This window comes from Leifsonia sp. EB34 (assembly GCF_041260585.1).
Classification (GTDB): Bacteria; Actinomycetota; Actinomycetes; order Actinomycetales; family Microbacteriaceae; genus Leifsonia.
On record NZ_JBGCCV010000001.1, the window covers coordinates 914,560 to 937,233 of the forward strand.

Consider the following 22,674-nt stretch of genomic DNA (forward strand, 5'->3'; position numbering starts at 1 on the left):
GGTTCAGCCCGCGGCGTGACGGCCGCGGCGCTTCGCCACCGGTCCCAGACGGCCGTCGTGCAGTTCCAGCACACGGTCGGCGCGGGCCATCAGGAGCGGGTCGTGGGTCGTCACGACGGCGGCGACACCGCTGCCGTGCACGAGGCCGACCAGGAGGTCCATGATCTGGCGGCCGGTCGCACTGTCGAGCTGGCCGGTCGGCTCGTCGGCGAACAGCAGCGGCGGGTCGGCGGCGAGCGCACGGGCGATCCCGACGCGTTGCTGCTGGCCCCCCGACAGCTCGGTCGGGCGCTGGCGGGCGTGCGCGGCGAGGCCGACGCGGTCGAGCAGCTCGGCGACGCGCGCATCCCGTTCGGCCGGGTCGACGCCCAGGAGGCGGAGCGGCACCTCCACGTTCTCGGCCGCCGACAGCACCGGGATGAGGCCGAACGACTGGAAGACGAACCCCACGCCGCGCTGGCGGAGCCGCACGAGGGCGGCCTCGTCGGCGGTCGCGACGTCCACGCCGGCGACCACGACGGCGCCGGCGGTGGGACGGTCGAGTCCGCTCAGCACGTTGAGCAGCGTGGTCTTGCCGGAGCCCGAGCGGCCCTTGACGACGACCAGCTCGCCGGGATGGACCTCCAGGGTCGCGTCGGCGAGCGCGACCACGGGACCGGCGGCGGTGTCGAAGACCCGGCTGACGGCTTCGGCGACGAGGAGGGGGCCCGCGGGAGCGCCCGCAGTGCCCTCGGTATCGGTGCGCTCGGTCCCAGTGCCCTCTGTCCCGGCGCGCTCGGTCCTGGCGCGCTCGTTCTCCGTGTCCAGGCTGGTCATGACGCGGCCTCCTCGCTCTGGTTCGGTTCCGGGTCGCGCTGGTCGGTTCGGCCGGCAGCGGGCTGCGGCGCGTGCGGCCACACCCCGACGTGGTCGGCTTCGAGCGCCAGCCGGACGCGCTCGCGCATCCCGAGGGTCGTCAGGTACTCCTGCGGAAGCTGGAGGCGGCCGACGCGGTCGAGCACCGCGTACTCCTCCGCGACGGTGTGCTCGTCGCCCTCCGCGGTGAGACCGGTGCGGCGCAGGACCTCGGTGGACGTGCGTCCGTCGCGGATCTGGACGGTGCGGGCGACGTGGTCGGACACGGTCGGGTCGTGGGTGACGATCAACGTGGTGACGCCCAGCTCGCGGTTGACGCCGCGCATCGCCTCCAGCACGTCGGCGCTGGTGGCCTCGTCGAGCTCGCCGGTCGGCTCGTCGGCGAGGAGGACGCGCGGCTCGTTGGCCAGCCCGACGGCGATGGCGACGCGCTGCTGCTCGCCGCCGGACAGCTCGTTCGGGCGGCGGTCGGCGCAGTGGGCGACCTCCAGCAGCTCCAGGAGGTCGGCGGAGCGGCGCTCGCGGTCGGGGGTCTTGGCCAGCGACATCGCGAGCGCGAGGTTCTCGCGGGCGGTCAGGTAGCCGAGGAGGTTGCGGGAGGTCTGCTGCCAGACGAAGCCGACCGTGCGGCGGCGGTAGTCCACCCGCTCGCGCGTCGACAGGGCCAGGAGGTCGCGGCCGGCGACGGAGACCTGGCCGGCGGTCGGCTTGTCGAGGCCCGAGAGGATGCCGAGCAGGGTCGACTTGCCGGAGCCGGATGCGCCGACGATGGCGACGAGCTCGCCGCTGTCGACGCTGAGGGTGAGGCCCTGCAGCGCCTGGACCTCCACGCCGTCGGCGGTGAAGATGCGCACGAGGTCGGCGCAGCGGATGGCGGCGTCGGGGTGCGGGGTGGTCATCCCGGTCATTGTCCTCCTGTCGTCGGCAGGTCGCCCGCGGCGCGCAGCACTGCCGCCGGGGAGGACCTGCGCGCCCCGGCCAGCGCCACGAACGTCGCGAGCGCCGCCACGGCCGTGAACCCGGCGAGCGCCGCGGCGGTGAGCCACGGGTCCCGCACGATCGCCGGCTGCACCGGGCTGCCGGTGAAGCCGCGCAGATCGAGCGGCCCGAGCACCACGCCGGGGAGCAGCAGTCCCGCGACCGTCCCGGCGATCAGCCCCACCACGAGCACCGGCCCGAGCTCCCAGGCCAGCACGCCCGCGGTCTGGCGTACGCTGAAGCCGACCGTGCGCAGCGTGGCGACGAGCCGGACGCGGGCGGCGGTGTTCATCACGAGGGTCAGCAGCAGCGCGGCGACGCAGAGCAGCACCGTGAGCGCGATCGAGAGCAGCGCGACCGCCTCGGTGCCGGCGACGAGCGGGGACGCGTGCAGGGCGGCGCGCTCGGCGATCGCGTCGCCGATGAGCGCTCCCTTCCCGCCGATCCGGGCCAGCGCGGCATGCACGGCCGCGGCGTCGGCGCCCGGAGCGAGCGCGACCAGCACCGTCTGCGGCGACCCCGCGAGCTCGCTGGAGTGCGGCAGCGTGGTGCGGTCGATGATCGCCCAGCGGGTGTCGCGCACGTAGACGCCTGGCGCGAAGTCCAGCTCGGTCACGGCCAGGTGCACATTGGTGCCCTGCCCGACGATCAACGCGCTGGTGACCGGGATGCGGCTCTCCCAGCCGCCGAGCACCGCACCCGTCCGGCCGGGGAGGCCGCCGGTGAGCAGCGTCGAGAGTCTGGCGGAGGCGGGGAGGTCGCGCTGGACGGCCGCCAACTGCTTCGGGTCGACGAGGTAGCCGGAGACGACCTCCCCCGTTCCGGCGGCGCTGATCGCCACGCCGCCCGCCCAGTCGACGGTCGCGGTGGCGGCGACGCCGGGGAGGTGTCTCACGTCGCCGAGTTGCTTCGTGGAGAGGGTGGAGGCCGCGGTCAGCGACAGGTCGGAGCCGACGCGGGCGCGGGCGCCCTGGTCGAGGCCGTCGCGTGCCGTGGCGAGGACGCTGACCGAGAACAGCGCGATGCTCGCGCCGGCGATGAGGGCGAAGACCGGCCAGAGCAGGTGGGCGCGTCCACGGCCTCCCGCTGCGCCGAGCGAGCCGGCCGCCCCGAGGAAGGCGACGGCTCCCCGGCCGCGCCGCAGCGCGCCGGTCAGCCAGGCGAGCGGCACGACGGTCACCCGCAGCACGAGGACGCACGCGGCGAGCGCGACGAGGACCGGGGTGAGCGCGGCGAGCGGGTCGACCTCCAACCCGCCGCCCGGCGACGACAACCCGCGGCGGGCGAGCAGCACGACGCTGAGCGCCGCGAGCCCGAGCACGATCACCTCCACGACCCACGCCCACCGCGACCGCGCGGGGGTCGAGACCGGACGCGGGACGAGGGTGCCCGCGGCGAGCACGAGAGCGAGCGGCGGCGCGAGGGCGCAGACGACGGCGAGCAGCACGGGCAGCAGCATGGGCGAGGCGTCCGGGGTCACGGCGAGCGCGATCCAGAGGCCGACGACCGCGGCCGGGACGGACGCGAGCGCACCGTCGAGCGCGAGGCTCCCGCGCAGCCGCCATGGGGACGCGCCACGGGCCGCCATCAGCGCGAGCGCCTCCCTCCGCCGCAGCACGACGAGCCGGGCGCCGAGCGCCAGCACGGTCAGGGCCACCGCGAGCGGTCCGGCGGCGAGGAGGGCGAAGAGCGTGTTCGCGGGCTGCGCGCGGGACTGGAACGCGTCCAGCGGGGTCGGGAGGCTGGTCGCGAAGGTCAACGGCACCGGCACGTCGCCGACCCGGGCGACGGGAGGGAGGGCCAGGAAGCTGCCGAGCGCGCCGCGGACGGCCGGGAGGTCCTCCACCCGGAGACTGCCGGGCGCGACCGGGAACCAGAGGGAGGCGACGCTGCCCTCGAAGGCCGGTGCGACACGTGGCCACGAGTCGGGGTCCAGCCAGACGACGGCGCCGAACTGCTTGCCCGCGTCGCCGGCGTCCACGAAGTGTCCGCGCGCGCGGACGGCGTCGAGGTTCCAGAAGTCGCTGCCCGCGTCCGTGGGCTCCACGAGGCCGGAGAGCTTCAGCGTCAGCGCGGGCTGCGTGCCGATCGCACGGGTGGTGCCGACCGTCCAGCCGAGGAGCTCGGCGGCCGCGGGGGTCAGCACGACCTCTACCGGCGAGCCGCCGCCGGCCTGCGCTGCGACCGGACTCGGCCAGGCGCCGCTCACCAGTCTCGCCTGGTCGCGGAGCCCCCGGTAGGCCTCCACGCCGACCGAGAAGCGGCTGTTGCTCGCGGCCCCGGCAGGAGCCGCGATCGTGACGTCGTAGCTCTGCTGCGCGCTGTCGCCGTGACCGACCACTGCCCGCAGCGGCGGCTTCATCCCCTGCCGCACGGTGTCCGCGATACCGGGGAGGTCACGCCACACCGCGCTCGCGTCGAGAGCCGGACCGGCGGTGAAGGAGCCGGTCCGGATGGAGGTGGTCACGTCCCGGCCGCCCGCGCCCGCCTGAGCGACCTCGTGCTGCAGCTCGCTGGTCAGGAGTTCGCTGGAGACGCGCGGCCAGGCACAGAGGGCCGTCGCGGCGACGACGGTGACGAGCGCGAGGAGGAGCAGGCCGCCGCGGAAGGCGCGGAGCGCCCGGAGGGCGAGGCCGGCGTCGGAGAGCCGGGAGGTGTGCGCCATCACCGCGTCTCCTCTCGGAACGCGGTGTCGGCGGCCTGCCGGCGCACCGCGACCCCGTACCCCCACACCGCCACGGCGAGCGCAGCGGCCAGCGCGAGCGCGCCGACGGCCATCCCGACCGGGTCCACCCGCCCCTGCACCGACAGCGTCGCGGGAGCGGTCACGACCGAGAGCCGGGCCAGCGTGTTCCCCACGAGCAGCACCACGACGATCCCGCCCAGGAGGCCGAAGACGCCGGCCGCGCACGCGACGCCGACGACCTCCAGCCGGCGTGCCCAAGCCTGCTGGCGCCCGGACAGGCCGACCGCGCGCAGCACGACCACCTCCCCGCGGCGGCGCCGCAACGCGGCCGTGATCGCCGCGGCGACAGCGGCGACCGCGAGCAGCGCAGAGCCGGCGGCGCCGAGCCAGGTGCTGACGACCGCGCCGCCGAGGAACCGCGCGACGAACGCTCCCGACGCGGTGGTCACCGTCGCCTCCGTGCCGACGGCCGACCGCACCGCGCCCGCCACAGCGTCCGGGTCGCCGGCCGCGAGCCAGACGGAGGTGGCGCGGGGCACGGAGGCGGACGACCGCAGCAGCACCGCGGTGAGCGCGGGCAGGTCGGCGAACACCGCCCGCTCGGACGTCGTCCCGGGCAGCGCGGGCACGATCGCCGCGACCGTGCCCTGCACGTCGCCGGCGGAGCTGTGCACCTCGATGCGCTGGCCGAGCTGGAGGGAGTCGTCCCCCGCCAGCGCGGTCGTGACCGCGAGCGGGAGGACGGCCTCCCCGGGCGGGACGAACCGCACGCTGGCGTCGCCGGTGAGGGAGGCCGCGCGGACGGTTCCGAACGGGGCGGTTCCGGAAGATGCGGCTCCCGAGGGAGCTGCGCGGAAAGGACTGGCCGAGCCGAAAGCGGCGGCCGCATTCACCCAGCGCGCGCCGCCGGTCGGCAGCCCGCTCACCGTCACTGTCACGTCGTCAGCGCCGGCCGTGGACTCCACGTCCGCGTCCACGGCGACCAGCTGGACTGCTCCGGACGGCAGCACGAAGGCGACGGACCCGTCCGGCCCGGGCGCGGCGGTCACCGGCACGACCTCGTCGGTGGTCGTCGCGAGCCACGCGGTCGCCCCCACGACACCGGCGGCGCCGGCTCCCGCGCTCGCGGACACGGTCGCGCGGAGCTCGCGCGCACCCGAGGGGAGGCGCGCACCGTCGAGCGCGTCCTTCGGGGTGAGCTGCCGGGACAACGTCGCGGTGTCGAGCAGGTAGCCGCCGACGGGGAGCAGCGCGGGCAGGTCCGCGGAGTTCGCGGCCACAACGGCCACGTCGGTGTCCCCGACCGTCCCGCTGTCGACGATCGCCGGCGATGCCGCGGTGACCCCGGGCAGCCGCCCGAGGCGCGCGGCGCCGGACACGTCCCCCGGGCCGCGCGGGTTCCCGCCCACGCCCAGGTCGGCGCGCACCGCCGCGCCGTTGACCAGCAGCGCCGAGTCGCGCAGGAAGCCCCCGAACGTGCCCGCGTACCCGGCGGCGAAGGTCAGCGATCCGACCGCGAGCACGATCAGCGCGACCGGCCCCGCGAACAGCGCGACCCCGCGCCCCACCTGGCGCGCCGGAAGGACCCCCGCGACGCCGCGGCCCCGGCCGGCCACCCGCTCGACGGCGGCCGACGCCGGGCCGAACAGCAGGAGGCCGACCAGCGCGATCGCGCAGAGCACCGCGGCGGGCGCGACCACCCCGGTCGGGTCGACCGCGTCCACACCGCCGCCGACCGCCGGCCCGAACGCCACGAACCGCCACAGGGTGACGGCGGCGACGACGACGGCGAGCACGGTGAGCCCGGCGGAGACGGCGGTGCGGCCGCGTCCGGCCTCCACGGCACCGGGCGAGTCGGAGGCCGCGCGAGCCGAGAAGACGACGGTCAGGGTCGTCGCGGCGATGGCGACCACGACGGTCAGCACCGGCGGCAGCAGAAGGTCGAGCGCGCTGGACGGCGGACCGACCGTCGCGAGAAGGACGAGCTGCGCGGCGAGCGTCCCGACGACGGTGGCCGCCAGCGCGACCAGTCCGGCCTCCACGGCTGTCGCCCGCGCGAGGGCCGGGATGGTCACGCCACGCGAGCGCAGCAGCCGGGTCTCCACCCGGCGCGCCCCGGCGAGGAGCTGCGCGAGCAGGACGAGCGCGATGGCCGAGCACGCCGCCAGGACGGCGAGCGGCACCGGGATGACCGCGTGCAGCGCGACGACCGACCGCTGCATGGCTGCGACCGTCGCGGCCCCGTCGCCGCTGGTCGAGAACGGGCTGGCGCCCGCGGCCGAGTCGCCGCTGAGCTCACTGGCCGCGCCCCCGAGCGCGCCGTGCAATCGCGGGAGGTCGGCGGCGGAGGTGCGGCGCGCGTCCGGAGTGAGCACCCAACGTCCGACCAGGCCATCGGTCGCGTTCGCGGCCGTCGCGGCGGAGACGACGATGCGACCGCCGCCGGAGGTGAGGCCGAGCCAGGCGGGGGCCGCGGGATCGGTCGCGCGCCAGACGCCCGTGACGGTGACGGTCACCGGCGCGGACGGGCCGGGCATCGTCACCCGGTCGCCCACCGCGACGGAGTGGGCGCGGGCGAAGGCGGCGTCGACGGCGGCCTCCGCGGAGCCGCCACCGGGCCAGCGGCCTTGCGTCATCGTGACGCGCTCCCGGAGGCCGTCGCCCGCGACCAGCAGCAGCGCACTGCGGCCTCCCTCGACCGGGACGGACGGCGCCGAGAACGAGGAGGCTACGGTCACCGGGAGGCCGGCGAGCCGCTTCGCCAGCGTGCGCCGGACCTCCGCGTCCTGGGCGCCCACGTCGGACAGCGCGCTCGACTCGAGGGCCACCGACGTGACGGCGGCGGGCTCCGCGGCGAGGGTGGCGTGGACGGCGGAGGTCGGCGAGCGGAAGGCGAGTCCGGTCATCACCGCCGCCAGCGCGGCCACCACGACCACGACGAGCCCGGTCGCGACGAGAGTGCCGGCCTGCGCGCGGGCTCGCCGCAGCCAGAACGCCCCCATCGCACGCATTTTTACAACCTAGCGTGCGCTCACGCAATCATCGGCGCATCCCGCCGTCGAACTCAGCGGACGGCGCCCACCGCCTCCGGATGCAGGTTCGCCCCGCCGCGGTACCGCGTCGCCGGGTGCCGCTCCGGGAGCCGGTTGTGCCCGTCGCCGAACAGCCGCTCGCGCAGCGTCCCCGACCGCTCCCCCTCCTGCGGCAGCCGGCCACGGCGGCGCAGCTCCGGGACGACCAGCTCGGCGAAGTCGCGCGCCGTCTCGAACGAGTGGTACTGCCGGAGGTTGATCCCGTCCAGGCCGTCCTCGTCCAGCCAGCGCTCGATCTCGTCGGCCACCGTCTTCGGGTCGCCGACCACCAGGAATCGGTCGTCGCGACCGTTCTTGATGAAGTCCAGGGCCTGGCCCACGGTGCGATCCAGCGGCAGGAACGGCACCCGCTCGGCCGGGAACTCCGCGCGCGCCAGCGCCTCCCGCACCGTGATGTCGCGCGGGAACGCCGTCAGGTCCACCGGCAGGCTGCTGTGGGCGAGGATGCCGTCGAGGCTCGAGTGCTGCTGGTACAGCCGCCACTTGTCCTCGGCCTCCTCGGTGGTGCGACCGACGATCACGCCGGCCATAGCGATGAACTTCACGTCGTCGCGGCGCCGGTCGTGGCGCTCGGCGGCGTCGCGCATCCCGTCGGCGTTGCGGCGGAACTCCTCGCTGGTGCGGCCTCCCGTGAAGACGACCTCGGCGTGCCGGCCGGCGAACTCGATCCCGGCCGGCGAGCCGGTGGCCTGGAACAGCACGGGCGTGCGCTGCGGCGACGGGTGCACGATGTGCGGCCCGGCCACCCGGTGTCGCTCGCCGACGTGGTCGATGTAGCGCACCTTCGCGGGGTCGGTGAAGACGCCCGCCTGCCGGTCGGCGATGACGGCGTCGTCGTCCCAGGAGCCCTCCCACAGCTTGTAGAGCACGTCCAGGTACTCCTCCGCGCGGCGGTAGCGCTCGTCGTGCGGCACCTCGTCGTCCAGCCCGAAGTTGCGGGCGGCGTTCGGGAGGTAGGAGGTCACGATGTTCCACCCGATCCGGCCCTTGGTGAGGTGGTCGAGGGTCGACATCCGGCGGGCGAACGCGAACGGCGGCTCGTACGTGGTCGAGAACGTCACCCCGAAGCCGAGCCGGTCGGTGACGGCCGCCATCGCCGGCACGAGCAGCAGCGGGTCGAGGTTCGGGCTCTGCAGGCCCTCCCGCAGCGCCGTCTCCGGGCCGCCGCGGAACACGTCGTACGCCCCGATCACGTCGGCCAGGAAGATGCCGTCGAAGCCGCCGTGCTCCAGCAGCCGGGCGAGCTCCAGCCAGTAGTCGAGGTCGGCGAAGCGCTCGCGGTTGTTGCCCGGCAGCGGCCAGAGGCCGTGGGTGATGTGGCTCACGCACGCCATCTCGAACAGGTTGACGAAGAGCTGCTTGGGTTCGGTGGTCATGCGTCGCCTTCCGGGGTGGTTCGGGGGCCGCCCGGAGCGAACTCCGGGATCGCGGCGATCAGGTCACGAGTGTACGTCTGCTGCGGGCGCTCGAAGACGTCCTCGGCCGTCCCCTCCTCCACGACACGGCCGTCCTTCATCACCAGCACGCGGTCACTCAGGTGGCTGATGACGCCGAGGTCGTGCGAGATGAAGAGGTAGGCGACGCCGGACTCCCGCTGCAGAGCGACGAGGAGGTCGAGGATCTGCGCCTGGATGGTCACGTCGAGCGCCGACACCGCCTCGTCGAGCACGATCACGTCGGGCCGAGGCGCGAGGGCGCGCGCGATGGCGACGCGCTGGCGCTGGCCGCCGGAGAGCCGCAGCGGGAAGCGGGGCAGCACCTCCTCGCCCAGTCCGACCTGGTCGAGGAGCTCCCGCACGCGGGCGTCGCGCGCGGCACCGTCGGCGAAGCGCTCCGAGCGGAGGGCGTCGAGCAGGATGCGCTCGACGTTCCAGCGCGGGTCGAACGAGCTCAGCGGGTCCTGGTAGACGACCGAGATGCGGCGGCGCAGCACGCGGCGGCGCGACTCGGGCAGCGCCGACCACTCCTGGCCGAGGAGGCGCACGTCGCCGCCGTCGAGCCGTTCGAGGCCGAGGGCGAGCTTGGCGGTCGTGCTCTTGCCCGAGCCGGACTCCCCCACGATGCCGAGCGTCTCGCCGGCGCGGAGGGTGAAGGAGACGCCGTCGACCGCGCGGGTGACGGTTCCGTCGGAGGTGTGGAAGCGCTTGACCAGGTCGTACGCCTCCAGCACCGGCTCGCCGAGGGGCGGACGGGGTGACGGAGCGGGTGAGCCCGGGGTGAGCGCGCGTCCGCGCGTGGCCTCGCCGGGGACCGCCGCGATGAGCGCCCGGGTGTACTCGTGCTCGGGCGCGGCGAGCACGCGCTCGGCGGGGCCCTGCTCCAGCACCTCGCCGCCGCGCATGACGAGGATGTGGTCGGCCAGGCGGGCGACGACGGACAGGTCGTGGCTGATCAGGATGAGGGAGGCGCCGCGCTCCTTCATGTCCTCCAACTGGGCGAGCACCTGCGCCTGCACGGTGACGTCCAGGGCGGTGGTCGGCTCGTCGGCGATCACGATGTCGGGGTCGAGGGCGATCGCGGAGGCGATCAGCGCGCGTTGGCGGAGGCCGCCGGAGAGCTGGTCGGGACGCTGCCGCGCCCGCACGTCCGGTGAGGGGACGCCGACACTCTCCAGGAGCTCCGTCACGCGGGCCTTCCGCGTGGCCCGGTCGCCCCAGCCGTGCAGGCGCAGGGCCTCGGCGATCTCCGCGCCGACCGGGCGCAGCGGGTCGAGGGAGACCAGGGCGTCCTGCAGCACGAAACCGACGTCCCGGCCGCGGACGCGACGCCACTGCCGCGGGGTGAAAGCGCGGGCGTCCTCGTGATGAAGCTCGAGCTGGTCGGCCTCCACGGTGGCGCCCCGTCCGGCGAGTCCGACCAGGCTGCGCGCCGTGACCGACTTGCCCGAGCCGGACTCGCCGACGATCGCGACGCACTGCCCGGGCAGGAGGTCGAAGGAGACGCCCGCGACGATGGGGCGGTGGACGCCGTCCACCGTGAACCCGGTGCGGAGGTTGCGGACGCGCAGGCGCGCGGCGGGCCAGTCGAGGCGGGCGAGGTCGCCGGCGGGGTCGACGCCGGTGGTGGGGACTCCCGTGGTGGGGACTCCGGTGCTCTGCTCTGCGATGCTCACGATCGTTCCCCTTTCTCCAGGCGTGCCTGGATGTGACGGCCGATGGTGGTCGCGGCCAGCGCGACCGCGACGATGACGAGGCCCGGGATGACGACCAGCCACCAGGCCGTGGTGAGGTAGGCGCGTCCCGCGTCGAGCAGCGCGCCCCACTCGGACGCCGGCGGGGCGACCCCCAGCCCGAGGAACGACAGGCTCGACGCCCACACGATCGACTGTCCGATCGAGAGCGCGAACACTGCGACAAGCGGACGCAGCGCGTTCGGGAGGATGTGCGCGCGCACGATCCGCCAGCGCGAGTGCCCGAGCGCCGTGGCGGCCTCCACGTAGGCCGAGTTCCGCGCGCCGAGGATCTGCCCGCGGATCATCCGCGCGTAGCCCGGCGCCGTGCCGACGCCGACCGCGAAGACCTGCGTGGCCGCGCTCGGCCCCGCGATCGCGATGAGCAGCAGCGCGAGCAGCAGGGCGGGGAACGCGAACAGGATCTCCACGAACCGGTCGATCACGACAGCGACCGGCTTGACGCCGAGTGCCGCGAGCGTGCCGAGGATCAGCGCCAGCCCGATGCTCACCGCCGCGGCGCCCACGCCGATGGTCAGGGAGTCGCGGGCGCCCCAGACGATGCGCGTGTAGAGGTCGCGGCGCGACTCGTCCGTGCCGAACGGGTGCGCCCAGCTCGGCGGCTGGAGGGCGGCCCCGTAGTCGTCGGCAGTCGGCAGGTGAGTCGTGAGGAGCTGCGGGGCGATCACCGCGACGAGGAGCAGGACGGCGAAGGCGATCGCCAGGTAGAGACCCCACGGGGCGCGGGTGAGTCGCGTGATGGTGTCGGCGCCCCGGCGTCTAGGCGGCTGCGACTGCGCGGTGGTCGAGGCCGCGGGGGCGGGTCGCGCGGCCTTCTGCGAGGGCGTGGGTACGGAGGTCATGACAGCTCCAACCGGGGGTCGATCACCGTGTAGACGACGTCCACGATGAGGTTCGCCACCACGTAGACCACGGCGACGAGGGTGACGATGCCGGTGACGACCGGCAGGTCCTGGGAGTTGACCGCGGTGACCAGCACCGAGCCGATGCCGGGCCGCGAGAAGATCGACTCCACGATCACCGCGCCGGACAGCGTCGCCCCGAGCGCCCAGCCCGAGAGGGTGACCGCGGGGATGACGGCGTGCCGGAGGACGTGCCGCAGGCGGATTCCCCACTCCCCCATCCCGCGCATCCGGGCCGACAGCACGAACGGCTGGTCGAGCGAGCGCTCGAACTCCGTGCGCACGCTCTGCGCCATGAAGCCGGCGAGCGGGATGGCGAGGGTCAGCGCGGGCAGCACGATCCCGTTGGGCGACGAGCCGCTGATGATCGGGAACCAGCGCAGCCCCAGCCCGAACACCAGCAGCAGGATGATGCCGAGCCAGTAGGCCGGGAGGCCCGCGGTGACGACGTCCACCGTCGAGCCGAACGCGCCCACCCGCGGACCGCGCCCGGCGGTGAGGGTGACCCAGACGACCATGATCGCCCAGGCCACGGCGATCGCGGCCAGCGAGAGGGTGACGGTGTTCCCGAGCTGCTCGCCGATGATCGCGGTGACCGGGCGATACTGCTGGTACGACGTCCCGAAGTCACCCGCGACCAGACCGCGCAGGTAGTCGAGGTACTGAAGGATGACCGGACGGGTGAGGCCGTACTGGGCGCGGATCTGCTCCAGCTCGGCAGGGGTGCGGAGCTGCACCTGGCCGGCGCGGATGTTGAGGATGGTCGTCGCACGGTCACCGGGAAGGGCGAGCTGGGCGAAGAACGCCACGGTCGCCGCACCCCAGAGCACCACGACCGCCGCGCCCACCTTCTTCAGGAGGGTGACGCCGACGGCCCGGCCGCGCCGGGGGCGGACGGTCGTGATGACCGCCGCGCCACCGGCTGCGGCCTCCGCCTCCGCGCCTGCGAGCGGGGCCAGCGGCTCACTTGGTGAGATACGCGTCATAGAACGTCGGTCCTCCCTGTGCGTGCTCCTGCCAGACGTCGTGGAGCTTGGGCGAGACGGCCAGCGTGCTCAGCCGGTCGTAGACGCCGATGGACAGCGCGTGCTGGGCGATGTAGTCCTGCGCCTTCTGGTAGTCGGCGTTCTGCTGCTCGACGGTCGCGGCGGAGTTGCCGTCGAGGATGTACTGCGCGAGCACCGGGTCGTTGTAGAAGGCGCTGTTGCTGTAGTTCGGGTCGGCGGCGGTGGACGGCCTCCAGTTGATGTAGAGGATGCCCGCCGTGACGCTCGTCCAGTACCCGGCCTGGAGGTCGTAGGCGTCCGGTCCGGAGTACTTGCCGGAGAAGAACTCGCTCTGCGGGACGGGGATGAGCTTCACGTCGAAGCCGACCTTGCTCGCCTGCTCCTTCACCCCCTGCAGGATGGCGGCGCCGTCGGCGTTGATGATCGAGCCGGCGCCGTAGGGAAGCCGCACGGTCAGCGGCTGACCGTTCTTCTCCCGCACGCCGTCGGAGTTCTTCTGGCTCCACCCGGCGGCGTCGAGGAGGGCGTTCGCCTTCTTCGCGTCCTGCGTGTACCAGTTCGCTGCCTTCTGGCTGTAGCCGGGGGTCGCTTGGCTGACGCCGCCGTTGCCCTCGGACGGGATGACGCCGCGGCCGATCGTGTTCACGATCTGCGGACGGTCCAGGCTGTAGGCGAACGCCTGGCGCACCTGCTCGTCGGTGAACGGGCCCTTCGCCGTGTTGAACGAGATCTGCTGCGGCCGGCCAGGGGTCACGAACTTGTCGAGCTGGTAGCCGCCGGACTTCAGCACGCTCCACTGCACGGAGGGCACGTCGTAGATCGCGTCGACCTGGCCGCCCTGGAGCGCCGCGACGCGGGTGGTCGGGTCGGCGACGAACTTCCAGTCGATCGTGTCGACGTAGGCCGGGCCGGTGTGCTTCGCGTTCGCGGGCGGGGACGTGTAGTCCTTGTTCTTCTTCAGGATGATGTCCTGGCCCCGGTTCCACTTGTCGACCGTGAACGCGCCGGAGCCGATCGGGTCCTCGCAGTTCTGCTCCTTCGTGCGGGTCTCCAGCGCATGCTGCGACTGGATGCCGAAGTAGCCCTGGCTGAGGTTGTCGGCGAGCCGTGGGTAGGGGTGGGACAGGTCGATCTGGAGGGTCTGGTCGTCGACGGCCTTGGCGTCCTTGTAGTAACCGTCGAGCCAGACCTTGGCGGTGCTGTTGCCGCCCTTCACCCAGTAGTCGAAGTTGTAGGCGACCGCTGCGGCGGTGAGCGGCGTCCCGTCGGTGAACTTCACCCCCTTCTTCAGGGTGAAGGTCCAGGTGAGCCCGTCGGTGGACTGCTTCCACGCGGTGGCGAGCCACGGCACGACCTTGTGGGTCTCGTCGAGCGAGGTGAGGTTGTCGAGCACCTGGTATGAGAGGTAGGCCTGCTCGATCCAGCCGCCGAAGACGCAGGCGGGCTCCTGCTGGTGGGCGTAGACGATGGTGCCGCCGTCGACCTTCTGGCCGCCGGTCGCGGCGTTGGACGGCCCGGCGCACGCGGCGAGCGCGAGCACACCGGTGAGCGCGACGGCCGCGCCGGCGAGGGTGCGGAGGGAACGGGAACGCATGAGGACTCCTGGGAACGCATCGGGTGGGGGGACGGGATGCAGCCCAGGATGCGGGCCGGACGCAAGCGCGGTCGAGCCGGCGTGACCCTGTGTTTCACCCGCGCAACACGCCGTCACGAAAGCTGGCGCAGCGGGTGAGGGTGTGGGATGAGCGAGGGTGACGCACCGGGTGTCGGCGGCGCGCGGTACCGTCGCCGCGTGACCGAGCCATGCGCACTGTGCGCAGCACCCGCCCATCCCGGGGCGCCGCTCCCGCTGTGCCTCGCGCACCTTCTGGAGGCGCACGAGTGGGTGGAGGGCGAGTTCGGCCAGACCGACCTGCTGCCGTCGCCGTGCGCGTTCTGCGGCTCCCGGCTCGGCGTGCGGTACCCGTCCGGCTGGCTGTGCGCCGTGTGCGAGTGGCAGGTGGGAGAGACGGCTCCGGAGGGCGCCGCCGCGCGGGTGGACGTCGTCTACTACCTGCGCTACCGCGACCGGATCAAGATCGGCACCTCGGCGAACCCGGCGCAGCGGTTCGCGAGCCTCCCCCACGATGAGGTGCTCGCCTTCGAGCGCGGGGACCGTACCCTCGAGCACCGGCGGCACGTCGAGTTCGCTGCGTTGCGCATCCCCGGGACCGAGTGGTTCGAGACGGACGCCGGCCTCCTGGCGCATGTCGCGGCGCTGCGGGTCGGCGACCCGTGGCTGTTGCTCGCCCGCTGGCGCAGCGAGGCGGCCGCCCGCGCCTGATGGAGGACAACTCCGGAACCGGGGCGTGACACGCCGTTGCAGTGACCGTTCGTACGGAGATCCGGGACCGCGGCAACCGGGTCTCCGGAGTCAGTGACCACGCCATCAACTCCGGAGACCCGCGCCGTGCTGGCGCGGGTCTCCGGAGTTACGGTCGATTTCCCGACAGCGAAGCGGGAGTCTCCGGAGATACGGACCTACGCCGCGGGGGCGGCGGCCTCCGGCTGGCGGTCCTCGACCTTCTCGACGAGCCGCGCCATCTCGGCCGCCTCGACAGCGGCGGCAGCGGCGAGCGGGCTCGCGCCCGCGACGCGGAGCGGCTCCGCCGCGCCGCGGGCGCCCGCCTCGCGCCTGGCCAGCCCGGCCAGCCCGGCCACGGCCGGCACGTCGGCCGGCACCAGGTCGGCCGGCATGTCGGCCGGTTCGCCCGGCGCCGGTTCGGCCGGCGCCAGGTCGGCCGGCGCCAGGTCCACCCTCGCCACGCTGCGCCTCGCCCGCGCCTGCACCACGAACGCCGCGACCGTCACCGCCGCCGCGCCGAACGCCAGCACTCCCGCCGTCGCGAATCCTTCGGTGTAGCCGGTCTCCGCCGGCAGGCCGTCGGGGCCGAGCGTCCCGGTGACGAGCGCGGTCATCACCGCGGCGCCGATGGCCGAGCCGACGGTGCGGAGGTTGGCGTTCATCCCGCTGGCCACGCCGGTCTGGGTGGCCGGCACGCTCTGCACGACCACGCTCGTGATCGCGGCGTAGATCAGTCCCAGGCCGACGCCGAACACCCCGGACGCCGTGGCGACAGCGGCCAGCGAGCCGTGCAGGAAGGCCAGTGACAAGCTCGCCGCCGCCATCACGGTCGCCGCGATCACGATCTGGGTGCGGAAGCCGAGCCAGCGCTCCAGCGGTCCGCTCAGGAAACCGGTCACGGCCATCGTCACGAGCATGGGCAGCATCAGCAGACCGGACTCCGCGACGGTCGCGCCGAGGCCGTATCCGGTGGAGACCGGGGTCTGCACGAAGCGCGGGAAGAAGGCGAAGACCGCGAACATGGCGGCCCCGATGAAGACCGCCGCGGCGTTCATCGACCAGACGCCCGGCTCGCGCATGAGCCGCATGTCCACCAGCGGGTGCCGCGAGCGCAGCTCCACGACGACCCAGGCGGCGAGCAGCACTGCGGCGAGCGCGAACAGCCCGATCACGACCGGCGACGACCAGCCCCACTGCGCGCCCGTGCTGAGCGGCAGCAGGAGGGCGATCAGCCAGCCCGAGAGCAGTACGGCCGACCACGGGTTGACGCCGCCGGTCGCGCGGGTGGGCGACTCGGGGACGATCACGAGGGCGAGCACCGCGGCGGTGACGGTCAGCGCGACCGGGATGAGGAACAGGCCGCGCCAGCTCAGGGCGGCGGCGAGCGGGCCCGCCAGCACGGTGCCGAGGCCGCTGCCGACCGCGATGATCGAGGCGATCGCGCCGATGGCCGACGGGAGGCGGTGCGGCGGGAACTCGTCGCGGATGATGCCGAACGCGAGCGGGAACATCGCCCCACCCATGCCCTGGACGACGCGGCCTGCGATGAGGACGCCGATGGAGGGCGCGACGGCCGCGATCACGCTGCCGAGGGCGACGGCCAGCAGCGCCAGGACGAACACCCGGCGCTTGCCGACCAGGTCGCCGACGCGGCCCAGCAGGGGCGTGGCGACGGCGGCGGCGATCAGCCACGCGGTCATGGTCCAGGTGACGCCGGCGGTGGTGGTGTGGAGGTCCTGCTGGATCACCGGCAGGACGGGGACGACGAGCGACTGGAGGGTCGCGAAGGAGGCCACGCTGAGCGCCAGGACGGCGAAGGTGGCGGAGGGACGGGATCGAGACATTGGGGTACGTCTTCCGTTCTCGAAGGGAGGCCGACGTGTGGTCGACCGGGTGAATCTCTGCTGAAAAGGAGTTAGAATTGGAGGCAGGCTCCGTTCGGAGGGAGCCTCCGGTTACAGGAAGAGATTACCGGAGGGTGCCTCCGCTTCGCAACCCTCAGTTTTCGCCACCCGGAAGGACCACCCTCGTGACCGGCACAGACGTCGCCGCCACCGACACCGCCACCGCGCGCCCCCTCATCGCGCGCCCGCAGCGCGCGGACGCGCGCCGCAACTTCGACGCCCTGCTCGCCGCCGCGCGCGACGCGTTCGCGGAGGACGGCGCCGGGGCCTCCCTCGAGGACATCGCCCGCCGCGCCGGCGTGGGCATCGGCACGCTGTACCGCAACTTCCCCACCCGGGACGCCCTGGTCGAGGCGGTCTACGTCGAAGAGGTCGAGGCCGCGATCCGGGCCGCCGACGACGCCGCCTCCCTGGAGCCGTGGGACGCCGTGCAGGCCTGGCTGCGCCGCTTCCTGCTCTACGTCGGCACCAAGAAGGCCCTGCTGGAGGGCCTCAACAAGGACTCCCCCGTCCTCGCGAGCTGCCGCACGTCGCTCTATGATGCGGGCGAGCCGCTGGTCCGCCGCGCGCAGGAGGCCGGCGAGCTGCGCACCGACGCCACCATCGGCGACGTGATCCGCATGGTCTCCGGCATCGCCGGCGTCGCGTTCGACGACGACGCGCAGCGCGACCGCGTCGTCGCCATGGCGATCGACGGCCTCCGCGCCCGCTGAGCCGCGCCGAGCACCACCCATCGGGCACTCACTGTCTGAACGTGTTCTCAGACGTCTGAAATCTTCCGTAGGCTGGAAGACATGGAGCTCGGTGTCTATGCGGTGATCGCCGTCGCGGTGATCGTCGGCGTAGCCGCTTTCGCCCGCAAACTCGGCGTCGCCGCGCCCATCATCCTCGTGATCGTCGGCGTCACCCTCTCGGTGCTGCCCGGGATGCCGGAGATCGAGGTGCCGCCGGAGATCATCCTCGACGGGCTGCTGCCACCGATCCTGTACGCGGCGGCGATCAGCGTCCCGCTCACCGACTTCCGCCGCAACCTGGCGCCGATCGCGGGGCTGTCGATCTTCCTCGTCGTCGTCACGGCCTTCGCCTCCGGTTTCGTCCTCTACACGATGCTGCCGGACCTCAACCTCGCCGCGGCCATCGCCCTCGGCGCGATCATCAGCCCGCCCGACGCGGTCGCGGCGACCTCCATCGGCCGCAAGCTCGGCCTCCCGCCGCGTCTGCTGACCGTGTTGGAGGGCGAGGGCCTGGTCAACGACGCCACCGCCCTGGTACTGCTGCGCACGGCCCTCGCGGCCGCGGTCGGCACCCTGGCCACCCCGCTCGCCGGCGTGCTCGACTTCTTCTCCGCGGTCATCATCGCCCTCGTGGTCGGCCTGGCGGTCGGCTTCGTCACGGTGTGGGTGCGTTCGAAGCTCACCGACCCGGTGCTCGACACGGCGCTGTCGGTCGTCGTGCCGTTCGCCGCGTTCGCCCCCACGGAGGCGCTGCACGGCTCCGGCGTGCTCGCCGTCGTCGTCACCGGCCTCTACACCGGCCACGCGGCGCCGCGGCACTTCAGCGCGCAGGCGCGGATCAGCGACCGGATCAACTGGCACACCATCCAGTTCCTGCTCGAGAACGGCGTCTTCCTACTCATCGGGCTGGAGCTGCGAACGCTCATCTCCGACGTGGAGCACCCCGAGATCCTCAGCGTGTGGGACGCGGTCGGCATCGGCCTCATCGCGATGGCCTCGCTCGTCGTCATCCGCTACATCCTGATCGGCCCGCTCATCTTCGCCCTCCGAAGACGCGGCGAACGCGCCGAGAAGCAAGTGCTGCGGGAGTGGCTGCTGATCAGCTACTTCCGCGACCATCCGGTGCGCTACCGCTGGCAGGCCCAGCGCAAGCGGCGCGCCGAGCTGCGCTACGTGCGGCACCGCAGCGACCTGGAGGAGTTCCGCCAGGAGGCCATCGACTGGAAGGGCGGGGTCGTCCTCGGCTGGTCGGGGATGCGCGGCGTCGTCACGCTGGCGGCGGCGCAGTCGCTGCCCGCCGACATCCCGTATCGCCCGCAGCTCATCCTGATCGCGTTCACGGTCGCCTTCGTCAGCCTCGTCGTGCAGGGCGGCACCCTGCCGTGGCTGATCCGCGTGCTGGGGCTGCAGGGCATCGACGTCAAGGACGACAGGAGGCTGCTCGCCAAGCTCCTCGACGACCTCAGCGAGGCCGGCCTCTCCGTCCTGGACGAGCCGGAGGTCGCGGCGGGCACCAGCGCACCGGTCGACCCGGAGGTCGTGGAGCGCGTGCGCCAGACCACGTACCTGCGCGCCGAGGCCGCGTGGGAGCGCATCGTGCTCCAGGACACCCCGCCGGAGGGTCGGCCGCACCACGTGTACCGCACGCTGCGGCTGGCGGTGGTGGACGCCGAGCGCGACCGGCTGCACCTGGAACGGGCGCGCGGCGCCTACCCGTCGCGCATCCTCAGCGAGGCGCAGTCGATGCTCGACATCGAGGAGACGCGGCTTCAGTCCCGCGCGAGGTGACGGGCGGCGCGGGCCGGCCGCACGAGGCCGGCGTCGGCGAGCTCGCCGAGCACGGCCCGGATCGCGTCCGCGCTGCCCCCGTCCGGCGCCGGGCCGAACGCGCGCTCGGCTTCCGCGACGAGCCGGGGCAGCGTCAGCGGGACCTCGAGCAGCCTCCACACGAGTGAGGAGACGGGAGTCAGCCGGGTGATCGTGCCCCGCGCGTGCACGACCGCCTCCCCGCCGAGGTCGATCCAGTCGTCCACCTCCGCGCGGCTGTAGGTGGCGCCGGCGTCCGTCCGACCGGGGTCCGTGCCGCCGCGCAGCAGCTCACGGACCGGCTCCACGAGATCGGCGGCCTCGCGATAGCCGATCACCTGCACGCCCCCGCACCGCCGGACCAGTCCGTCGAGCAGGCTCAGCGGTCGCGGCAGCGAGCTGAAGTAGTTGACCTGCTCGGCCAGGTCGCCGAGGACCTCCCGCAGCCCGACGGTCTCGACCATCGGCGTCGTCGCCTCCTGGCTGCGGACGAGGAGGGCGATCCGCGCCAGCCGGAGCTTCGGGCCGGGCCGCACCAGCCCGAGCTCGTCGGGGCCGACGACATGACGGCCGCGCGTCTCCGACCGCTTGTGCGCGAGCGGCAGCGGGAAGGCGAGCACCTCACCGGAGGGCGTGACGGCGACTGTTTCATCCGAGACATAGCCCAGCGTCCTCCCGAGCGTCGCGGCGGCGGTCGATTTGCCGGCGCCGGACGGCCCCACGAGCGCGATGACATCACCCGTCGCGGGATCGGCGAGACCCGCCGCGTGGAACATCGCCAGGTCGCCGCGGTTCGCCTCGATCGCGCGCCGGTTGATGGCGCGGCGGAGGGCGACGCCCACCTCGTCGAGGTCCCGGCCAGTGACATCGGCACGGACGTCGGCGCCGCCGTCCGCGCCGGCGTCCGCGCCGCCACCCGCGTCGGCCGCCACGGTCACCGTGCCCGTCACGTCGCCCTCGCACGCCAGGCGTCGCCACTGCTCCCGGAGCCGTTCGGCGTCGGACTCCGGCATCCCCGTCAGCGAGACGCGCAGCCGCGCTCCGAGAGCGTCCACCTGGAATCCGCGCGTCACCCTGAGCCACCCTCCGCCTTGAAACTTCTCATGCAAGATTAGAGGACGCCCGCGCCACTCCCGGGATGCACCTTGTTTTGAGTTGCTCAAAAGAGAACGGGTAGCGTGGCACGCATGGACACCGCACAGCTCGAAGGCGCCCTGCGCGCGTCGGGCCTGCGCGTGACGCAGGGGCGGCTCGCCGTCCTGCGCGCGCTCGACGCGCATCCCCACGTGGACGCCGAATCGGTGTACCGCGCAGTGCTGCCCGCACTGCCCGGCACCTCGATCCAGAACGTCCACAACGTCCTCGGCGACCTCACGACGGCCGGCCTGCTGCGGCGGATCGAACCCGCCCACTCGCCCGCGCTGTACGAGCGGCGCGTCGGCGACAACCACCACCACGTCGTGTGCACCTCGTGCGGCGCGGTGGCGGATGTGGAGTGCGTCGTCGGCCACGCCCCCTGCCTGCACCCCTCGGGGGCGGCCGGGTACGCGGTCGAGATGGCGGAGGTCACCTTCTGGGGGCTGTGCCCGTCCTGCCAGGAGCGCGCGGCGAAAGCCCCGTCGCACGCCGAATGAGGTTAGGAGAACCATGACGGAGAACCACACGACCACCCAGACCGGCACCCCGGTCGCCAGCGACGCGCACTCGCTGACGTCGGGACGGGACGGGGCGACCGCGCTCCACGACCGGTACCTCGTGGAGAAGCTCGCGCAGTTCAACCGCGAGCGCATCCCCGAGCGGATCGTGCACGCGAAGGGCGGCGGCGCGTTCGGCGAGTTCGTCGTGACCGGCGACGTGAGCGCGTACACGAAGGCCGCGGTCTTCCAGCCCGGCACCACGACGCGCACGCTGCAGCGCTTCTCGTCGGTCGCGGGCGAGCAGGGCTCCCCCGACACCTGGCGCGACGTCCGCGGCTTCTCGGTGAAGTTCTACACCACCGAGGGCAACTACGACATCGTCGGCAACAACACCCCGGTGTTCTTCATCCGCGACGGCATCAAGTTCCCCGACTTCATCCACTCGCAGAAGCGGCTCCCGGGCTCCGGCCTGCGCGACGCCGACATGCAGTGGGACTTCTGGACCCTGTCGCCGGAGTCGGCTCACCAGGTCACCTATCTGATGGGCGACCGCGGCCTCCCGCGCTCGTGGCGGACGATGCCCGGCTACGGCTCGCACACCTACCAGTGGATCAACGCGGCCGGTGAGCGGTTCTGGGTGAAGTACCACTTCCACGCGCTGCAGGGCAACGAGGAGATGCACGGCGCCGAGGCGCAGCAGATCGCGGGTGAGGACGCGGACTACTACCGCCGCGACCTCTACGAGGCGATCGAGCGCGGGCACTTCCCGGCGTGGAAGGTGAGCGTGCAGGTGATGCCGTACGAGGACGCCAAGACTTACCGGTTCAACCCGTTCGACCTGACCAAGGTGTGGCCGCACAGCGACTACCCGCTCATCCCGGTCGGCATCCACACGCTGAACGAGAACCCGGAGAACTTCTTCGCGCAGATCGAGCAGGCGGCGTTCTCCCCCGCCAACACCGTCCCGGGCATCGACATCAGCCCGGACAAGATGCTGATGGCGCGCGTGTTCTCCTACCCGGACGCGCAGCGCTACCGCGTCGGCACCAACTACAACGAGCTGCCGGTGAACGCCCCGGTCGCGCCGGTGCACAACTACTCGCAGGACGGCGCCGCGCAGCACGGCTTCAAGCCGGCTTCGGCTCCGGTGTACGCGCCGAACTCGTTCGGCGGCCCGGCCGCGGACGCGGGGGCGGCCGGCGAGGGCTCGTGGGAGTCGGACGGCGCGCTGGTGCGGGCGGCGGCGACGCTGCACGCGGAGGACGACGACTTCGGCCAGGCCGGAACCCTCTACCGCGAGGTGTACGACGACGCGGCGAAGGAGCGGTTCCTTGACACGATCGCGGGCGCGGTCGGCGGGGTGACGCGGGAGGACATCCGCGAGCGGGCGATCCAGTACTGGACGTACGTGGACGCGGGCCTCGGCGCGGCGCTGCGCGCGCGGCTGGAGTCGGACGTGGCCGACCCGGACGAGGCGGCGGAGTTCGTGGGGGTCGGCGAGTAGCCGTCCCGATCCGCTGACGCTAATGGAGGAGCCCG

At 73.5% G+C, this 22,674-nt stretch carries 16 protein-coding genes; 5 read left to right on the forward strand and 11 right to left on the reverse strand.

The features are described 5' to 3' along the window. Window positions 1-3: 3 nt before the first annotated feature. From ABIA36_RS04350 to ABIA36_RS04390, 9 genes are all read right to left on the reverse strand, one after another. The gene (locus tag ABIA36_RS04350; protein WP_369961042.1) at window positions 4-816 is read right to left on the reverse strand and encodes an ABC transporter ATP-binding protein; all 813 of its coding nucleotides are present in this window, start codon (window positions 814-816) and stop codon (window positions 4-6) included. Continuing rightward, complete coding sequence (locus tag ABIA36_RS04355) at window positions 813-1,763, reverse strand: ABC transporter ATP-binding protein (protein WP_369961043.1); 951 nt, start codon at window positions 1,761-1,763, stop codon at window positions 813-815. The genes ABIA36_RS04350 and ABIA36_RS04355 overlap by 4 nt, the downstream gene beginning before the upstream one ends. Then, the gene (locus ABIA36_RS04360; protein ID WP_369961044.1) at window positions 1,760-4,498 is read right to left on the reverse strand and encodes an FtsX-like permease family protein; all 2,739 of its coding nucleotides are present in this window, start codon (window positions 4,496-4,498) and stop codon (window positions 1,760-1,762) included. Before ABIA36_RS04360 ends, ABIA36_RS04355 begins: the two co-directional genes overlap by 4 nt. Beyond that, complete coding sequence (locus ABIA36_RS04365) at window positions 4,498-7,530, reverse strand: FtsX-like permease family protein (protein WP_369961045.1); 3,033 nt, start codon at window positions 7,528-7,530, stop codon at window positions 4,498-4,500. The genes ABIA36_RS04360 and ABIA36_RS04365 overlap by 1 nt, the downstream gene beginning before the upstream one ends. A gap of 53 nt (window positions 7,531-7,583) precedes the next feature. After that, complete coding sequence (locus ABIA36_RS04370; RefSeq protein WP_369961046.1) at window positions 7,584-8,987, reverse strand: LLM class flavin-dependent oxidoreductase; 1,404 nt, start codon at window positions 8,985-8,987, stop codon at window positions 7,584-7,586. Continuing rightward, on the reverse strand, window positions 8,984-10,585 hold the full coding sequence (locus tag ABIA36_RS04375) for a dipeptide ABC transporter ATP-binding protein (protein WP_369962076.1): 1,602 nt from the start codon (window positions 10,583-10,585) through the stop codon (window positions 8,984-8,986). The genes ABIA36_RS04370 and ABIA36_RS04375 overlap by 4 nt, the downstream gene beginning before the upstream one ends. Window positions 10,586-10,719: 134 nt before the next feature. Beyond that, window positions 10,720-11,643: an ABC transporter permease gene (locus ABIA36_RS04380; RefSeq protein WP_369961047.1), complete on the reverse strand. Its 924-nt coding sequence runs from the start codon at window positions 11,641-11,643 to the stop codon at window positions 10,720-10,722. Continuing rightward, window positions 11,640-12,689: an ABC transporter permease gene (locus ABIA36_RS04385; protein ID WP_369961048.1), complete on the reverse strand. Its 1,050-nt coding sequence runs from the start codon at window positions 12,687-12,689 to the stop codon at window positions 11,640-11,642. Before ABIA36_RS04385 ends, ABIA36_RS04380 begins: the two co-directional genes overlap by 4 nt. Further along, window positions 12,667-14,304: an ABC transporter substrate-binding protein gene (locus ABIA36_RS04390; protein WP_369961049.1), complete on the reverse strand. Its 1,638-nt coding sequence runs from the start codon at window positions 14,302-14,304 to the stop codon at window positions 12,667-12,669. Before ABIA36_RS04390 ends, ABIA36_RS04385 begins: the two co-directional genes overlap by 23 nt. 198 nt (window positions 14,305-14,502) lie before the next feature. Between ABIA36_RS04390 and ABIA36_RS04395 the strand changes: the two genes are divergently transcribed. Further along, complete coding sequence (locus tag ABIA36_RS04395) at window positions 14,503-15,033, forward strand: GIY-YIG nuclease family protein (protein ID WP_369961050.1); 531 nt, start codon at window positions 14,503-14,505, stop codon at window positions 15,031-15,033. Window positions 15,034-15,230: 197 nt separating this feature from the next. Here ABIA36_RS04395 and ABIA36_RS04400 read toward each other — a convergent pair whose 3' ends face one another. Further along, on the reverse strand, window positions 15,231-16,898 hold the full coding sequence (locus ABIA36_RS04400; protein ID WP_369961052.1) for an MFS transporter: 1,668 nt from the start codon (window positions 16,896-16,898) through the stop codon (window positions 15,231-15,233). 185 nt (window positions 16,899-17,083) lie between these two features. On the opposite strand from ABIA36_RS04400, the gene ABIA36_RS04405 reads away from it, so the two are divergent. Continuing rightward, complete coding sequence (locus ABIA36_RS04405; protein WP_369961053.1) at window positions 17,084-17,671, forward strand: TetR/AcrR family transcriptional regulator; 588 nt, start codon at window positions 17,084-17,086, stop codon at window positions 17,669-17,671. 81 nt (window positions 17,672-17,752) lie between these two features. After that, window positions 17,753-19,480, forward strand: coding sequence for a cation:proton antiporter (locus ABIA36_RS04410; protein ID WP_369961054.1), 1,728 nt, complete (start codon window positions 17,753-17,755; stop codon window positions 19,478-19,480). Here the strand turns inward: ABIA36_RS04410 and ABIA36_RS04415 are convergent. Then, entirely contained in the window at window positions 19,462-20,571 is a 1,110-nt protein-coding gene (locus tag ABIA36_RS04415) for a hypothetical protein (protein ID WP_369961055.1), read from the reverse strand. The genes ABIA36_RS04410 and ABIA36_RS04415 overlap by 19 nt on opposite strands. A gap of 114 nt (window positions 20,572-20,685) precedes the next feature. Here ABIA36_RS04415 and ABIA36_RS04420 point away from each other — a divergent pair, with 114 nt between their 5' ends. Together ABIA36_RS04420 and ABIA36_RS04425 are read left to right on the forward strand one after the other, a co-directional pair. Next, the gene (locus ABIA36_RS04420; RefSeq protein ID WP_369961056.1) at window positions 20,686-21,132 is read left to right on the forward strand and encodes a Fur family transcriptional regulator; all 447 of its coding nucleotides are present in this window, start codon (window positions 20,686-20,688) and stop codon (window positions 21,130-21,132) included. A gap of 13 nt (window positions 21,133-21,145) precedes the next feature. Further along, on the forward strand, window positions 21,146-22,639 hold the full coding sequence (locus ABIA36_RS04425; protein ID WP_369961057.1) for a catalase: 1,494 nt from the start codon (window positions 21,146-21,148) through the stop codon (window positions 22,637-22,639). Window positions 22,640-22,674: the final 35 nt, after the last annotated feature.